Origin of the sequence: Devosia submarina (assembly GCF_003056345.1) — a bacterium.
Lineage (GTDB): Bacteria > Pseudomonadota > Alphaproteobacteria > Rhizobiales > Devosiaceae > Devosia > Devosia submarina.
This window is the reverse complement of the sequence record NZ_PYWB01000001.1, coordinates 463437-480027: the sequence shown is the minus strand read 5'-3', so window position 1 is coordinate 480027 and position 16591 is coordinate 463437. Positions and strand designations below refer to the sequence as shown.

The following is a 16591-nucleotide window of genomic DNA, read 5'->3' as shown; positions in this document are numbered from 1 at the left end:
CTTTCATGCACGTTGCCCGAACATTAAACCTTGGCAATGTTGCGGGCAGGATTGGGGCAGAGGACGAGGGTTTTCGCCCGGCCGATCAATGGCTCAGGACTCGAACTCGTCCAATGCTGCCTGCTCCTCGGGACTTAACCCAGGTGCAGCGGCGCGGCGGCGCCGGCCCATCAGCCACAGCACAAGGAGCCCTGCCAGCAGCAGCACGGGCGCTGCGCCCCACAGCAGCAGGGTGTGATTGTTGACGCGCGGATTGAGCAGGACGAACTCGCCATAACGGTCCACCAGGAACTGGCGAATGGCTTCGTCGCTGTCGCCAGCGACGAGGCGCTCGCGGACAAGGACGCGGAGGTCCCGCGCTAGATCGGCGTCGCTGTCGTCGATGGACTGGTTCTGGCAGACGAGGCAGCGCAGTTCCGCCGAAATGTCGCGAGCGCGCTGTTCAAGGGCGGGATCGGCGAGCATTTCGTCAGGGCTGACGGCTGCGGCCGATTGGGCGGCAAGCAGAGAGAGGGCCAGGAGCAGAGCGCGCAGCCAGGTCATTGGGCTGGCTCCGCGACGGGCTTGCGCGCCTTTTGGGGAACGCCGATGCGCAGCTTGCGATCGGTGAGCGAGAGCAAGCCCGCGAGAGACATCAGCACGGCGCCCAGCCAGATCAGCGTGATATAGGGCTTGTGCCAGACGCGGACGACGTGGGTGTCTTCCAGAGGTTCGCCAAGCTGGAGATAGAGCTGGGAGAAGCCATAGGTCTCGATGGCGGCTTCCGTGGTGGGCATGCCGCTGGCGACATAGGTGCGCCGGTCGGCCATGGTCTGGCGGGTGCGGCCATTGGGCGCGGTGATGGTGAAGTGGCCCTGGTCGGAAATGTAGTTGGGGCCCGGCACCTGCTCGAAGCTGTCGAATGCTATTGTGTAGCCGGCCAGAACAGCGGTTTCGCCGGGATTAAGGCGAGTAACCAGTTCGGTTTCCCAGGCGGTGGTGGACACAATGCCCAGCACAGTGACGCCTACGCCGAAATGGCCGATGGCGGTGGACCAGGCTGTGCGGGGCAGCCCGACAAGGCGGCGCCGGCTTTCGCCCAGGGGGATGCGGCCGAGCTTGCTTCTGTCGACCAGTTCAGCAACGGCGCCGAATGCCACCCAAAAGCCCAGGAGCAGGCCAAGCGGCGCCAGCGAAAGGGCAACGCCGCCCAGGGCGGAAACAAGAATGGTGACAAAGATGGCAAGACCTGCCGCGGCCATGAGGCGCTGGGCGGCATTGACCACATCAGCACGCTTCCAGGCCAGAAGCGGGCCGAATGGCAGGACCAGAAGAAGCGGCGCCATGAGCGCGCCGAAGGTTAGATTGAAGAACGGAGCGCCAACGGAAATGGAGGTGCCGGTGAGCGCATCGAGCAGGAGCGGATAAAGCGTTCCGACCAGCACGGCACCGACGGCAGTTGCGAGGAAAAGATTGTTCAGGATCAGTGCGCCTTCGCGGCTCACGGGCGCGAATAACCCCCCTTGGCGCAGGGACGAGGCGCGCAGGGCAAACAGGAAGAAAGCGCCACCGATCACCAGTGCCAGAAGGGTGAGGATGACCAGGCCGCGCGTGGGGTCGCTGGCAAAGGTGTGGACGGAGGTCAGGATGCCCGAGCGCACCAGGAACGTGCCCAGTAGCGAGAGCGAGAAGGTGATGATGCTCAAAAAGATCGTCCAGATCTTGAGCGCGTTGCGCTTTTCCATCACCAGCGCCGAGTGGAGCAGCGCCGTGCCGGCAAGCCAGGGCATGAAGCTGGCATTTTCCACCGGGTCCCAGAACCACCAGCCGCCCCAGCCGAGCTCGTAATAGGCCCAGTAGGAGCCCATGGCGATGCCCAGGGTCAAAAAGGTCCAGCTCAGCATGGTCCAGGGGCGGACCCAGCGCGCCCAGGCCTGATCAATCCGGCCCGAGATCAGCGCCGCCACGGCAAAGGAGAAGCAGATGGAGAACCCGACATAGCCGGCATAAAGCAGCGGCGGGTGGATAGCGAGGCCGATGTCCTGCAGGACCGGGTTAAGGTCATTGCCCTCGAGCGGGGGTTGAAAGACGCGCTCGAAGGGATTGGAGGTAAAGAGGGTAAATCCCGCAAAAGCCGCCGTGAGCAGGCTCTGGGTGGCCAGCACAAGGGCGAGCAGATCATGGGGCAGACGGCGCCCAAAGGCTGCCACCATGGCGCCGAAGGCGACCAGGATCAGGATCCATAGAACCATGGAGCCTTCGTGATTGCCCCAGACGCCCGAGATCTTGAACAGGAGGGGCTTAAGCGAGTGGGAGTGATTGACGGCAAGCGCCAGACTAAAGTCCGAAACCACAAAGGCCTGGATCAGCGCCCCGAACGCGACAGCCACGAGGATGAACTGGAGAATGGCTCCCTGGCTCAGGACCATGGCAATGCGCAGCCCGGTTCGCCAGAACAGATAGCCGCCAATGGTGGAGATGGTGGCAATCGCAAAAGCCAGGATCAGGGCGAAATGGCCGAGTTCGATGCTCATGGTTGGTGAGCCTCCCACCTAACCTCCCCCTGGGAGGGGGAGGTTAGGCGCTGTGTTCGGGGCAACATCGCGACACAACCACGATGCAATTCCTCCCCCTCCCAGGGGGAGGTCAGGTGGGGATTACAACTCAGATCGCTCATTGCCCAGCCTCCGGCCGCCACTCGCCGCTGGCCTTGAGCGCGTCCACGACTTCCTTGGGAACATAGTTCTCGTCGTGCTTGGCCAAAACGTTGGTCGCCTGGAAATTGCCTTCGGGGCCGAGGCTGCCTTCCGCCACCACGCCCTGCCCTTCGCGGAACAGATCGGGGAGGATGCCGACATAGCTCGCCGAGATGTCGTTTGCCCCGTCTGTCACCACGAAGCTGTTGTTTTGCCCGTCGCGCTGCCAGGTGCCGTCCTTGACGAGGCCGCCGAGCCGGATCGCCTGGCCGGGAACGACCTCCTTGCTGATGACGTCGGAGGGCGAATAAAAGAAGACGATCTGGTCACGAAGGGCGATCAGCACCAGCGTGGTGGAGAGCGCGAGCACAAGGCCAAGGCCCCCAATAGTCGCCAAACGCTTCTGCTTGCGCGTCCAGCTTTTCTTGCGGATCGTTGCGGGCATGGTCATGGCGTCGCTCCATTGAGTTTCAGGCCGGCACCCAGGGCGATGGTGTCGAGGTCGCCGCGATCAAAGGCCTGCGGAAAGGCCCGGACGGCGTCGTCATAGGCCGCTTGCGCCTTTTCCTCGTCGCCCAGCACAAGATAGGCGCGCACCAATTGCGCCCATTCTTCGATCGAGCCACCGCTTTGTGCCAGGCGCTCGGCCAGGCCGGAAACCATCTGCGCAATCATTTGGGCTTGCTGGGCCTCAGCCTCGGCGGTGCCCCCGCTTTGCGCCACTCGGAGACCTTCCTGTGCTGCGGAGAGCCAGAGCTCCTCGCCCGTGGACAGGGCAATTGCCGCGTTCCAGGCATCGACCGCTTCGGGATAGCGTTCCTGCCGGGTCAACTCGGAAGCGAGATAGAGCCGGGAGAGGACATGGTTGGGATCGCTCTGGGCCGCGGCTTCCAGCAGGTCCATGGCTTCGGGGGAGCCTGCGCCATTGGCCTGGAGCAACAGGACTTCGGCAAGGCTTGTCTGCACCGCCGCGGTCGGCTCGCCCAGTTCAAGCACGCGCCGATAGGCCCGGATCGCATCTTCGAGGCGGCCCAGCTCAACATAAGCAGGGGCGATCACGGACCAACCCTGCAGATCATCGGGATTGGCAGCAAGGGCTGCCTCGATCCGCGCAACAGCGCTTCCGAGGTCCAGGTTTGCAGCAGCAAGCTCGGGGCGATCTGCCAAGGGCTGGGCTGGAAGGTTAGGGCTACCAAGGAGCGCGTAAAGGCCTAGTGCCAAAAAGGCGACGGCAAGAAGGCCGATGGCGAGTGGCTTGCGACCCAGGCTGGCAGATGCCGTCCGTGCCCCGTCCTGATCCGCCTTGGCGCGCAGGATTTCGCGGGCGAGCTCGGCTTTTGCCGCAACGGCTTCCGCCTCGCCCAGCTTGCCGCTGGCGCGATCGCTTTCAATCCCGTCAAGCAGGAGGCGAAAATGGCTGTTGGGATCGCCCGAAAGTGGCGTGCTTTGGTTGACCATGCGTGGACCCGCTGCGTAGTAAAGGGCAGCGCAGGCGATGACGGTAACGGCAGTGGCAACAAACCAGAAAAGCATTGGCCCCAGGCGCTCGGTGCCGGCTCGCGGCAGGAATAGGTCCTGTATAAGCGCGTCGTGCTCAAAAACCAGCAAAACACGTGTGATCGGCGCGGACGCATTGCCACAGGTTCGTGCCGGGGCATGAGTGCAAGGCATGTCGACTTTGCAGTTTTGGGAGCCAGTCCACAGGCGCGGTTGATCGCAGGACTGCTGGCCAGCGTGCACAAGAAGTCGGTTTTATTTCAGGGCGAGAGCCAATCGGGCTATCGGTTGCCGCGGGGGCTTGAACTTTCGGTTGCACCTCTGACGCGTCCGGAGAGCTGGTCCTTGCTCTGCAAGCTCACCCGCGAAACGCACAAGCTGCTGAACCGGGTCGGGGCGCGCGGCGCCGTGTCCCGGATCGATCCGATCTTTTATGCAGCGATGTCCGAGGGGATCGAGGCGCTGGGGCACATCAGCCATATGGCTCAGGCCTTTGGCGTGCCCGCCGAGCGCGTGCGTCCCCATGTTCTGGACGAGGGGCAGCAAGGCTTTGTGTTTCGCGATGCGCTGCTGTTGCACCGGGCAACCCTTGAGCCCGTGCTTGATCGCTGGCTGCTGTCCCTTGGCGTGGCGCGGGCGCCGATGGATGCGCCGCTCGTGCTGAAGCCCGATGGCAGTACGGTGGTGGTTGCGGACGATCAGGGATACGAAATCGGGCAGACGGTTTTGGCCGATGACGGGGCGATCCTTGGCCAGCTCTCGGCGGAAACTTGGCCGGCGATTATCACGGCTCACGCGGCGAGTACCGTGTTAACCGAGACGGGCAAGCCGCTGCCGGGCAGGCTCATGTACCAGTTGGATAGTGGTTTGGTGCTTTCACAGCAGTTCCGGAGGGGGCTTGTGGCGCTTGGACCCGGGGCGATCGAGCAGGTTGGCCAGGCTGTCGCGGCGGGGCTTGGAGCACAAAGGATTCGCCAGGCGGGGCAATCGAGCTATCAGCGTATCGTTGCGGTCGACCGGGCGCCGGTGGTTGGGCGCGTCGGTGGGACGGGGCCGGACCTGGTTGCAGGCTTTGGCTTGAGCGGCGCGTTTTTTGCCCCGGCCATTGCACGGTGGCTTGCTGGAACCGGCAGCCCAGAGGAAAAGGAATGGTTCGCGGCCCGGCTGGTGGATCGTGATGCGGCCCTTTCGAGTGTAGCCGAATGGGGTGATCCGCTTTGAAAGATCAACCCGATCGCCTCCAATCCCGGGCGCGGCACTTCGCAGGCAGCGCCATCATCCGCAGCCGTCCGATCAAGTTCCGGCTCAATGGCAGAACCATTTCAGGGTTCGAAGGCGATACAGTTCTGAGCGCCGTGATAGCCTCGGGATATGATAGCGTCGGCTCGCGCGATGGCTGCCCGCTGGCGCTGAGCCTGCGCCATGCGCCCGCTGTGCTGCCTCTCGCACACCGGGACAATCTGGCTAAGGCGCTGCCCATGGAGCGCACGCCGGCGACGGATGGTGCACAGTATGTGACCCTGGGCGCTGGGCGCCTAGCGCCACTAAGCGCGGCCATGGCGCTCATTAAACCCTCGCGTTCGCTGGACCTGGACCTGGATGATCCCCAGGCCATGCTGCAGCCATGGCTGGACAGTGATGCCGAAACGGGCGCCGAGACCGATCTTGTGGTTGTTGGCGGCGGTATTGCGGGGATGACAGCAGCTCTTGCCGGGGTGAAGGCTGGTCTGCGCGTCACCCTTGTGGAATCGAGCCTGAGCCTTGGCGGCTATGCCAGTCTTTATGGCTCGCAGGAGGGGGAAGAGGCGCCTGACCAAAGCATCCAGCGCCTGGTTGCGGCCATTGCGCAGGATCACACGGTTTATGTGATGCTCGGCACCAAAGCCATTGCCGCGCGACCCGGAACTGTCCGGGTGCATAGTGTTGGCATGGTCGGTGGCGTGCCTGCCGGCCGGATTTTGGATATACCGACGCGCTGCATCGTGGTTGCGACCGGCGTCATCGAGCGGCTGCCGGTTTTTGCTGGAAACAGGCTGCCGGGGGTGGCCACGACGCTTGAAAGCTATCATCTCGCCCAGCAGTTCGGCGTCTGGACAGGCAAAACCGCGCTCTTCTCGACCGTGAGCAATGCATCCTATCGCCTTGCGATGCTGGCAACGGATGCCGGCGTCGCCGTTGGACGTATCATGGATGGGCGAACCGATCCGCAATCGCGCTTTATCGAGTTTTCCAAGGCCTATGGGATCACCATGGCCTCCGGAACCATCACGGGGGAAGCAAAGCTTGCGCCAAAAAGCCGGGCGCTGCTGGTGAGCCCCCAATCGAGCCTGCACCACCCCGGCCCGGCCGAGACCGCCTTGAGCGCCGATCGCCTTGTGGTTTGTGGGGGATGGCAGCCGGACTTAACGCTTTGGCACATGGCGGGCGGCGAAAGCCAATGGAACCCGGCTGGCCGACTGGACCCGATCCTCAAGGGTCCCGCGGGGATTGCCCTCGCCGGAAGTGCGGCAGGCTATATCAGCCATCATGCGTGCCTCAGAAGCGGCAAGGCTGCCGTCGCGCAGGTTCTGAACCGGCGTAGCATTTCCGTCGAGGAGCGGTTGATCGATCCGATCTATGAGACGCCGGATGACCCTGCCCCGTCCGCGAGGAGCAATGTAGAATCCCCTGCGCCGGCCTATCTCGATGGTGGACAAAGCTATATCGAACGGCCACAGAGAAAGCGCTCGCGCTGGCCGGCCTGGCTGCCCTTTGGGGCGAAAGAGGCAAGCTGGTCGCTGGCCGACATGCCGCATCCGCTCGCCATCGCGGACATCGTCGCCGGCACTCAATTAGGGGCCATCCCGGCACAAAGCGCAGGGGTTGTTGCGCAGGAGCGGGTTGCCTTGATCCCGGTGGGCAGACGTGACTTTCGGGCTGAAAAAGCGGCTGGGCGATCGCCCGACGGGGTTCCTGCATATCTTCTGTGCAGGTTCGGTGGGGAAAGCTCGATCTGCCTCAAAGTCTCATCAGACAATCGCCGGCTTGAAGTGGGCGCGCTGATCCATGCCAATGCCGATGAGAGCGACCCGCACAAGGCCATCGGGGTCGTCATGCGGGTAAAGGAAGGCGAGACGCTCGCCCTGCTTGCCGCCTCCGCCCTCACGCGCGGTTCCGCTTTCGTGCGCGAAGGCAACAGCCCGATCGCAGTTCGCCTGGAGGCTTCGGCCTAGACGCGTCGCTCCGCGGCACTGCGCGCCCGGCGCAATGTTTCGGCATATTCGGGATTGAAGCGGATTTCGGCCATCTTGATGCCGGCCTCGAGCCGGGCCGATACAACAGCATCGCCCGGGTTTTCGCGGTGGAGATCCAGATTGCGCTGGAGATGATGCTCCAACGCCTGCGCCGACTGGCTCCAGACCTGGTCGAACGTGGCATTGAGCGCCAGGGAATCACGGCAGGCGCGCACGGTGCTGAGGAGATATGTGCCACTGACCGCTGCCAGAATCCGATCTGCATCCAGCCGATCGGCGGTGCCCTCGCGCGCCCGGCGCAGCGCCAGGTTGATGTTTGGCACCACATCCCGCAGGCGCGGCTCGATAAAGTCAGACGCCTGCTTGGTGCTGGTTGAAAGAATGCTGGCCCAGAAGCTGCCGCGCGTGAACTCGATATAGCCGGTCAGCGAACGGACGAGGCGATGGAAGCGGTCCAGCGCGCGGCATACGAGATCATAATCGGCAAATGTGCTGCTGGTTGGCCGCATGAGATGGATTTGGTTATGCGCGTGGGCCAGAATGGCTTCGACCAGCGGGCCGAAACCGATCCGCGCCACAGCCCCTTCCGAGCCGCTCCCAGCAATCTTGATCACGGCCGTTACAAGGCGCGTCGGATTGGCGACATGCCCAAGCGCCCCATGAAACAGCAGGGAAGCCAGGGATGGATCCTGCAAGGGCATGGACTGCAGCGCGCTGGCCAATGCTGCATCATCGGTCATGGTGTTGAGGGCGCGGCCAAAGGTTTGCGCCTTGCCAAACAGCGCCCTGCCCCGCAAGGCGTTGAGCACGGACGGCAAAGCTGCACGCTCTTCATCCCCGCCCAGCATGGCGCGCAGTCGGCGGGCTTCTTCGGCGTCCTTGCTGGCCCGCGCCAACGCATCCTTCATGCGCGCCAGAATTTGCGGTATGATGGGTTCGAGGTCGGCTGAGGTAAAGGTGCCCGCGTCGATCGCGTCGCGCCGGATCAAATCGGGGCAAAGATCGCGATAGATCCAGACCCACGCCGCCTGGGCATATGGGCGCGCCACGCAGCCAGCAAAGTCGTGGCTCGCGGGTTCCTCGATAATCACGGGCTCGATCAGGCCGGCAAAGGGCAACAGCGCCTTGTTGCCGCTCCGCGCCGGAACGGGTGTCGCCGCGGCGTTGACATGTGGGGATCGGTTCGTGGCTTGGGACATCGATCGCAGGGCTGGGACTACTTACCCCTCACCTTACAAGGTGATGGTAAACGATCCCTGTTGCCCTGCGCTGGTGGGCGAAGCCGCTTATGCGGCGCCCTTCTCAACTGTCCAATTGCCGTTCTGCTCGCGGCAGGCCGTGCCCTTCTTGACAAACTCCTGGCCGCCCACTTTCACGGTGTGCGTGAAGTCGCGGCAATCAAGATTGTTGACCCGCACATAGGGGCCAACCCCCACTGAGCCGGTGGTGCCATTGTCGCCTGTCCAAACGCGCGGCGCGCCAGGGCGGCCGAACTGCAGCGCATAGAACTGCGCGCTGTTGGCCTGGGCCGAATCTTTTGCCGTCATACGCGAGAGGGCCGCCGCATCCACAAAGCCATTGGCGACGCTGGTGGTCGCCAGGGCCTGCTGCGTGGTCTGGGCCGGGGTCGGCATTACGGGCTGTGTGAATACCGGTGCCGGAGCCACCGCCGCAGGCGCTTGAACCACCTGCGTGGTGCCGGTGCTGGAGCAGCCAGCCAAAAACAAGCCAAGCAAGGGAGTAGCAAGAAGGGCGATGCGGTTCATCTGGTTTATCTCGTTAGCGGATGGGAAGGCTCTTGTTGATCTATTGCGGCAAAAGTGCGTCACGCCGCCGCTGGCTTGCTGATGCTCCCAAGTCGCGCTGTTGGCAAGCGCAACTCGGCCAATAGTCCGCCCAATGCCGAGCGTTTCAGCAGCAGCGAGCCCCCATACACATCCACCAGTTCCTTGACGATATCGAGCCCCAGCCCGCTTCCCGGCGTTTTTTCGTCCAGCCTGAAGCCACGGCGCAACACCTTTTGCGCATCTTCTTCGCTGAGCCCCATGCCATCGTCCTCGATGCGGATCAGCAGCATGGTGCCGGTTTCGCCCCGCTCGCTCGAAAGCCGCACCTCGACCTGCCCCTTGGACCATTTGCAGGCATTGTCCAGGAGATTGCCGGCCATTTCCTCTAGATCGGCCTCATCGCCGCGGAACCAGGGCAGCGAAGGGTCGGGTCGCTGAAAGCTGATGGTGACGTCCGGATGGATCTTGCGCATGACGCGCGTCAGCCGCAGCATGATCGCGGCGCTATCTGCCTTCTTGCCCACAACGGAGGTGCGCGCCGCGAGCCGTGCCCGCTCCAGATAGGTGGATACCAGCGAGCTCATCTTGTCGCTCTCGACCAGGACAACATCGGCAAGCCCGCCTTTCTTACTTGAGGCTTCGTTGCGCAACACGGCTATCGGCGTCTTGAGGCCATGAGCGAGATTGCCCACCTGGTTGCGGGCGCGCTCAATGATCTGCGCATTGGAGCGCAGCAATTCGTTGACCTCTTCGGCCAAGGGCGCAATCTCGCGGGGATAGGTTCCTGTAACGGCAACGCTTTCCCCTTCCCGCACGCTTTCGATGGCGCGGCTCAGTTTGGAAATAGGTCGCATGGCAAAGCGCGCAACGATGGCGCTCATGATGGCCAGCATCACGCCGACTGCTCCCAGAACAATAAAGGTTTGTCCCCGGAAGCCTTCCACCAGTTCGAGAATCTCGCTGAGATTACCTGTCACTACGATCTGGTAGGTCTGGGGCGCCAGGGTCACCGTGCGCTCTACCACGCGCAGCCTTGTGCCGAATGCATCATCCACAATAGCCGTGCGGCGACCCCGCGCATCGGGCGGGCCCATCATTGCCGGCACATTGATGCCGACCACCGAAGACGAAAGGTTGTAGAGCGTTCCGTCCGCGTCGCGGATCATCCAGTACCAGCCCGACCGGGGCCGGTCGAAGCGCGGATCGGTCACCCCGATCTCGTCGCTTGCCGGATCGCCGGTTTCAAGCAGCGCACCGGTCAGGCTTTCCACCTGGAAGTCGAGCGAGTCGGCGAGCGAATTGTCCAGCGCGCGGGAATAAAGGTCGGTCAGCAGAAATCCGGTTGCGACCAGCGCAATGATCAGCCAGCCCGCTGAAAGCCAGAACAGCGATGCTGCGATCGACCCTTTGCCCATATGTTCCAGGGCCTAGTCGCCAGCGATCTGGTAGCCAAGTCCGCGCACGGTCTGAATGCAGTCCTCGGGCAGTTTCTTGCGCAGGCGACCAACAAAGACTTCGATCGTGTTGCTGTCGCGGTCAAAATCCTGATCATAGAGGTGCTCGGTCAGCTCAGTGCGGGAGATCACTTTGCCCTTGTGATGCATCAGATAGCTGAGGAGCCGCAGTTCGTGGCTCGTGAGCTTCACCGATTGTCCGTCCACCGTCACCCTGCCAGAGCGCGAGTCGAGCCGCACCGATCCAGAGACGATTTCGTTGGACGCAAGGCCTGCAGCCCGGCGCACCAGGGCGCGGATACGGGCGAGCACTTCTTCCATGTGGAAGGGCTTGGCGACATAATCGTCGGCACCGGCATCGATGCCCTGCACCTTGTCGCTCCAGCGATCGCGCGCGGTCAGCAGCAGCACGGGCATGGTCTTGCCCGCCCGGCGCCATTCTTCGAGCACGGAAAGCCCATCCATCTGCGGCAAGCCGATATCCAGCACGATCGCATCATAGGGCTCGGTATCGCCCAAGAAGTGCCCCTCTTCCCCGTCGAATGCCACGTCCACCGCATAGCCTGCCTCGGTCAGCGCTTCCTTGAGCTGCCGATTGAGATTGGCATCGTCTTCCACAACAAGAATTCGCATATTCGCCCCAGCTGCGCCTTAGGTCGCGCTCAGAACCAGATTCCGTGCTTCCCCTTCGGGTGTCAACACGCCGATCACATAGACCAGGCGCCCGCCCTCATCGCACACCTGGACGCTCAGCACTTCGGCATTGCTGCCAATCCCTGCCGACGAGAGTACCTGCGCCAGCGACATGATTTCACCCGAAGCTACGGCTTGCTGGATCTGCCGGTTATCAAGGCATGCTGCATTGGCCACACCGGCAACGGCCAAGCTCATCGCCACGGCGACGGCAAAAGGTGCACAGAATTCTCTGATCAAGGTTTTCATGCCTGCTAATCTAGGGGGAGCTTGCTGAATGGGACATGAATGAGGCGAAGACCTCAAAATGCCTTCGGTAATCCGGCCTGCTTCAGGGTCTCATTTGCTGTGTGCCGCGATTTCGTACCAGCATCTATGATGATGTGTTGTTTGGTTATGGGGCTATACCAAACCTCATGATCCCCCCGCCCCTGCCGCACAAAATAGCAGCCCGCAGCGGTCAAGAGCGCCTTCAACTCACGAAGATATCCCGCCACAGCTAGTGCGACGGGACAGGAATGCGGGAAAGCTGTTCGGCCAGCAAGTGGACCGGGACTTCTGAAAGGTCGGATTCAAAGCCGTTCAACTCGATAAGGTCAGCAATTGCCGCCAAGACCTTCTGATTTAGGTTCTCGATAGTGTCGGCCTCTACACTAAGACCGCCGATGTCCGAGCTGGAAGCGACCCAGACGCGGGCCTCCTCGTCCCATTGTGCTCGAACGATTATCGAAGAATGCTTCATAAACCAGGCTCCCAGCGGCTAATCTTAATATGAGTACATTTGACGATCTTGCAACAAGGCCGCTACGCCCTGCCGATATCGCCCTTGAGGCCCTTGCGCAGGAAGATCACGGCAAGCGCTTCCATCACCAGGTGCCCAGCCGCCTGACCATCCAGCGCCGGCAGTTCCACGCCAAGGATCTGCGCAAGTCCGGCCAGCAGCATGATTGCTGCGATGATATAGGTTTTGTAGCCATCAATCAGATTCAATGTTTTGCTCCACTGGTTTGTTTCTGTTGGAATAATTTGTGCGCCGGCCGCACCCATGGCCGCCGCGCGGATAGCCGCAACGCGGGCTGACCAGCCCTTGCCGAAAACGGCAAAGGTGCTGAGCCCAGACAGGAATTTGAGCCGCCTTGCGCAATAGGCCGCGATTAGTTCCGAGGCACCCTCCTGCGTGATGCGCGTCCGCACGGCCGCAAGCGTCAGGGGGCCGATATAGCCATCCACTTTCGTGCCCACCTCCGTCTGCAGAGCGCGGATGGCGCGGCTTGGCCCCGAGTTCACTGCATAGTCAAAGACGGCCAGGTCCAGCCCGGGCGGCAGGGAGCCCGCCTTGACGGCCTCCCAATAGCCGGCGCGATAGATGCGCGCCGCCTCCTCCCGCCCAAGCACCTGCACTGCCGATTTTGGCAGCGACCACCAGGGCGAAACCTTGCGCCAGCGCGCCAGCGTCTTGCGCGTGATACCCATATTGGTGGCGCCGCCCGGGTCACTTGGGTGATCGACATAGCCCCCTTCGTGCCGCAGCACCTCGTTGAGGCAAAGCTCGAAGCGCGTCTTTGTCATGAAAATGTGCCCTCCCCTGCAGCCCCGGCGCCCAGCGCCGCGCTGACCTGTGCAATGGTGAAATCAAAACTGTCCGGCAGCACCCCGAAGTCGGCGATCTGCTCGGCCGCGCTGTAGATGGCCATGGGCGAACCGCTGGCGAAGGTACGGAGGACTGCGCCATCGTCCGATATGGAGATCGCATAGTTCTCGCCACCGCCGCTTTCGACTGGGCTGCCGCGCACCCAGGTCAGCATCACATCGCCTCCGGCAAGCCGTTGCGCTCGTAGGTGAACTGGCGCGAGCGGCAGAGCGAGGGCATTGCTGGTCGTTACGGAAACAACAGCGCCCACCAAATCACTTGGGCCCGCATAGATCCGGAACTGCCGCTGCTGCCCGAGCGATTGCGCATCCAAAAGAAGCGTTTCCACTCGGCCATCAAGGACCATCACCCGCCCACCAGCCGAGACATTGCCCATCGCTGCGGCTGTGCCATCCAGCCCACGCAATAGCTTGCTCAAGCGATAGCGCCCAGGCGCTGTCAATTGGGCCTCGGCAAACCCCAAGACCTCCCAGCCGCCGCCATCACTTTGCACTGCGATACGATTGCTGCCAGCCTGCACCGCGTCCGGCGTCACCGAAGCGAGATGCCCGCCATAAAGCGCAATTTCTAGGCTCTGGCTCTCGTCCCAGCCTCCAACCGAACCTACAGCAAAGGCCGCGGTGGTGACCCCAAGCCTTGCGCGGCGCGACAATTGCACGAGCCTTGCGCCCGTTATATCGTCCACCACATCGAGACTGCCCGGCCACGGAGAAGCAAAGGCACCCACAACCAGTCGGGAGCGACCGCCGTCCTCCGACCTAGGCGGTAAGTGTGCAAAGGTCACCACGGGTATCGAGCGCACCGCGTTCAGCGCAGCAGCACGCGGCGCACGCTCCACCTCCGTCGCAATCGCTATCGGCACCGGCAGTGTCTGGGCCGTGATGTGTCGGCTCAAGCCATCGCGGATCTCCACAATCTCGAACGGCCCTTCGGCAAGTCCAGCAATGTCGATAACGTCACCAGGCTCCAGCGCCAGCTGCGATGGAGGAAGTGTGAACTCCAGCGTTTCGCGCCTCTCACTCCGCGCATCCAGCATCCGCTCCGCCGCCAAGCGCGCACCAATTCCGTCCAGCACCAGACTGGACGCCTCACCCGCCAACGGCCCCTTTCTGTGATTAACTGCCGTGACGCTGGCCGTGAGGTAATCCCACTCGCGATCAGCAAAGCTCAGCACGAATTGCCCCGGTGCCTCACTTGGATCACCTCGCCGGCGCGACAACACCGGCCCGTCCTCAAGCACCAGATCGTCGGGATCGAGCACGACGATTTCATCTCGTCTTGGGCTGGCAAGCTCCAACCCCTCCGCACGACTGCGCAGGCTCAGCCCCGTGACCTGCAAGATCGGCTCCAGCGCATCGCGCGCCGTTGTCGCCTGCTCGAGCACATAGCCCCCGATCAGTGGCGCAGCAGGCTCAGCCCGCAAATCCGCCCCATGATCGCGCGCAACTGCAACAGCGATCTCGTCGCTACTCGCACCACCCAGCCGCCCCGTCAGCCAATGTCCCGTGCGGTGGTTCACGCCATCGGCCCAGACGTCCTCCTGCGCGGGAAAGGCTGGGTAAGGCCGCGCGTCCCAAGTCCAATGGTAGATGCGCTCCACGTCCACCATGCCGGCAGGATTGTTGGCAGGATTTCGCCAGAATCGATGATGGGCCCGAAGCGCCTGCCTTTGCATCAGCGGATCGGGCGCGCCGCTCGAATGGTAAGGCCGTCCATCTTCGGCGCTCTTGCTGTCGCCAAAAATGTTGGGCTGGTTGGCACCTTTATCGACCGCTGCGCAGCCTAGTTCCGTAAACCAGATCGGCTTCCCGCCGGGCACCCATTGCGTCGGCGTCGCCGAGCGCGTCCCACCGGGCCGGTTGAAATGCGGCTGGCTCCACCAGTTGCGGATGTCCTTGAACCGATAGACCCAAGGCTCGTCATGTGCGCCATCGGTGATGGGCGTGCGCAACTGCGCGTGCCGGTCGGCATCGCTCATGTAGAACCAGTCATAGCCCTCTCCACCCGCTACATTGCCGGCGAGGTAGTCGAGCTCATAGATGCTCGCTCCCAAAGGAGCATCGGCATGCGCCGTGCCGTCCCGCCAATCGGCAATAGGCATGTAATTGTCGATCCCCACCGCATCGATGTCTGGCGAAGCCCAGAGCTGATCGAGGTGAAAGAACTTCTCGCCCGGCGGCTGGTAGCCACCATATTCGCTCCAGTCCGCGGCATAGGTCAGCTTGGTTGCAGGCCCCACCATTTGGCGAACATCGGCCGCCAGCGCCACCAGCGCATCCACGAACGGGAAGCTTTCGTCTGGCCCGCGCACGGTCGTCATCCCACGCATTTCCGAGCCGATCACCAGCGCATCGACCCCACCCGCCTCCACCGAAAGCGCGGCATAGTGCAAAGCCATGCTGCGAAACCGCCCGGCAAAGCTCAGAACCTGCGCCACCGCTTCCGCCGTCCCTTCCACCGCCGGATCGCACATGATCCGCCCCCGCCAGGGATAGCTCGCCTGCTCCGCGCCGCCATAAGGGTCGGGCAAGCCATTGCCGCTCGGAATGTCCATCATGACGAGGGGGTAAAGCGTCACCGCAATACCGCGCGACTTGAGATCGGCGATCGCCGCCAAGACCGAAGCATCCGAAGGCGTGCCGCCATAGGCCGGCCCACCATTGTGGCTGGAGACCACCGGCACATCGCCGCGCCCCAGCCCCATCACGCTCCAGCTAACGCCCACCACGTCGCGGCTGGCCGCCTCCACCCGCGGCCCCACCGTGCAGTGATCGCACCGCAGATCATCGCCGAACCAGGCAATCACGACAGCCACATGCTCGAGGCGCGGACAGAGCGCCGCCAGCTCGTCGATGGACAGGGTCCAGTCGCTGACCTCAGCCGATGCATGAACATTTTCGCCCACGGTCGCGCCCGGTCCCACGATCCGCACCCGCGCCACCGGGTCATAGCCAAACTCCGTGGCACCAGGGATCAATGTCACCGCCTCGATGTCGCCTTCGAGGTCCCCCACCGCACGGCACAGCTCCACCGATAGCTGCGGAATGCGATTGCCGAAGCGCGAGAGCGGCAATTGCTCCACCACGAGGTAGCATAGCCCCCGATAGGCCGGCGCCACGCCCTGCGTCGTCTCGATCAGCCCATCAGGCAATTGGTCCTCTGTGCCCCGGTAAAACCGGAGCGTTAGACCTTCGGTGTCCAGCAATTGCCCGTCCGCCCAGATCCGCCCCATGCGGCTGACCGGCCCTTCGCAAAAGGCCACGGCAAAGCTCGCGCCCACCTCGTCTTCTCGCGGCGCACCCATCGCCTTGGCGCCCGAATCCTCATCGTTGAGCAGCTCCAGCTCACGCGCCCAGATGATGTTGCCCGCCAGTCGGCTCCAGCCATAAAGCCGGGGAATGGCGCCGCCCTCGGAAGACCCTTGCAGCCGGATGTCATTGGCCGGCCGCTGCGGCGTTTCGCCAAACAGCATGCCATCAACAGCACTCCCGGCCAGCGCTCCCAGCGCACGCCCGATCGTGGCGCCGATCGGGCCGCCAACAAGCCCGCCGGCGAATTGGCCAGCGAGCGACAGTGACAAAGTGGCCATGTTCTTTTCCTT

General features: G+C 63.1%; 15 protein-coding genes. 2 read left to right on the top strand and 13 right to left on the bottom strand.

Annotated features, from left to right (window positions below):
* Positions 1-93: 93 nt before the first annotated feature.
* The 4 genes from DDE77_RS02215 to ccmI form a co-directional block, all read right to left on the bottom strand.
* Positions 94-543 carry a cytochrome c-type biogenesis protein gene (locus DDE77_RS02215; RefSeq protein ID WP_108395784.1) on the bottom strand — a complete coding sequence of 150 codons (450 nt, stop codon included), beginning with the start codon at positions 541-543 and terminating at the stop codon, positions 94-96.
* Complete coding sequence (locus tag DDE77_RS02210) at positions 540-2513, bottom strand: heme lyase CcmF/NrfE family subunit (protein WP_108395783.1); 1974 nt, start codon at positions 2511-2513, stop codon at positions 540-542. The genes DDE77_RS02215 and DDE77_RS02210 overlap by 4 nt, the downstream gene beginning before the upstream one ends.
* Positions 2514-2652: 139 nt before the next feature.
* Positions 2653-3126 carry a cytochrome c maturation protein CcmE gene (gene ccmE, locus DDE77_RS02205; RefSeq protein WP_108395782.1) on the bottom strand — a complete coding sequence of 158 codons (474 nt, stop codon included), beginning with the start codon at positions 3124-3126 and terminating at the stop codon, positions 2653-2655.
* On the bottom strand, positions 3123-4208 hold the full coding sequence (gene ccmI / locus DDE77_RS02200; RefSeq protein WP_157959616.1) for a c-type cytochrome biogenesis protein CcmI: 1086 nt from the start codon (positions 4206-4208) through the stop codon (positions 3123-3125). Before ccmI ends, ccmE begins: the two co-directional genes overlap by 4 nt.
* 123 nt (positions 4209-4331) lie before the next feature.
* On the opposite strand from ccmI, the gene DDE77_RS02195 reads away from it, so the two are divergent.
* Both DDE77_RS02195 and DDE77_RS02190 read left to right on the top strand, forming a co-directional pair.
* Positions 4332-5393, top strand: coding sequence for a hypothetical protein (locus tag DDE77_RS02195; protein WP_157959615.1), 1062 nt, complete (start codon positions 4332-4334; stop codon positions 5391-5393).
* Entirely contained in the window at positions 5390-7384 is a 1995-nt protein-coding gene (locus tag DDE77_RS02190; RefSeq protein WP_108395779.1) for an FAD-dependent oxidoreductase, read from the top strand. Before DDE77_RS02195 ends, DDE77_RS02190 begins: the two co-directional genes overlap by 4 nt.
* On the opposite strand, the gene DDE77_RS02185 is transcribed toward DDE77_RS02190, so the two are convergent.
* The 9 genes from DDE77_RS02185 to DDE77_RS02145 all read right to left on the bottom strand — a co-directional run bounded on the left by DDE77_RS02185 (position 7381) and on the right by DDE77_RS02145 (position 16579).
* Positions 7381-8604, bottom strand: coding sequence for a hypothetical protein (locus DDE77_RS02185; RefSeq protein ID WP_108395778.1), 1224 nt, complete (start codon positions 8602-8604; stop codon positions 7381-7383). The genes DDE77_RS02190 and DDE77_RS02185 overlap by 4 nt on opposite strands.
* Positions 8605-8691: 87 nt before the next feature.
* Positions 8692-9171, bottom strand: coding sequence for a hypothetical protein (locus DDE77_RS02180; RefSeq protein ID WP_108395777.1), 480 nt, complete (start codon positions 9169-9171; stop codon positions 8692-8694).
* Positions 9172-9230: 59 nt separating this feature from the next.
* On the bottom strand, positions 9231-10607 hold the full coding sequence (locus tag DDE77_RS02175) for a sensor histidine kinase (RefSeq protein WP_108395776.1): 1377 nt from the start codon (positions 10605-10607) through the stop codon (positions 9231-9233).
* Positions 10608-10619: 12 nt separating this feature from the next.
* Positions 10620-11279, bottom strand: coding sequence for a response regulator transcription factor (locus DDE77_RS02170; RefSeq protein WP_108395775.1), 660 nt, complete (start codon positions 11277-11279; stop codon positions 10620-10622).
* 18 nt (positions 11280-11297) lie between these two features.
* Positions 11298-11588, bottom strand: coding sequence for a PepSY domain-containing protein (locus DDE77_RS02165; RefSeq protein ID WP_108395774.1), 291 nt, complete (start codon positions 11586-11588; stop codon positions 11298-11300).
* Between the two features lie 53 nt (positions 11589-11641).
* Positions 11642-11836, bottom strand: coding sequence for a type II toxin-antitoxin system HicA family toxin (locus DDE77_RS02160; RefSeq protein WP_108395773.1), 195 nt, complete (start codon positions 11834-11836; stop codon positions 11642-11644).
* Between the two features lie 2 nt (positions 11837-11838).
* Positions 11839-12081 carry a DUF1902 domain-containing protein gene (locus DDE77_RS02155; protein WP_108395772.1) on the bottom strand — a complete coding sequence of 81 codons (243 nt, stop codon included), beginning with the start codon at positions 12079-12081 and terminating at the stop codon, positions 11839-11841.
* Positions 12082-12143: 62 nt separating this feature from the next.
* The gene (locus DDE77_RS02150) at positions 12144-12908 is read right to left on the bottom strand and encodes a glycoside hydrolase family 108 protein (RefSeq protein ID WP_108395771.1); all 765 of its coding nucleotides are present in this window, start codon (positions 12906-12908) and stop codon (positions 12144-12146) included.
* Positions 12905-16579, bottom strand: coding sequence for a baseplate multidomain protein megatron (locus tag DDE77_RS02145; protein ID WP_157959614.1), 3675 nt, complete (start codon positions 16577-16579; stop codon positions 12905-12907). The genes DDE77_RS02150 and DDE77_RS02145 overlap by 4 nt, the downstream gene beginning before the upstream one ends.
* Positions 16580-16591: the final 12 nt, after the last annotated feature.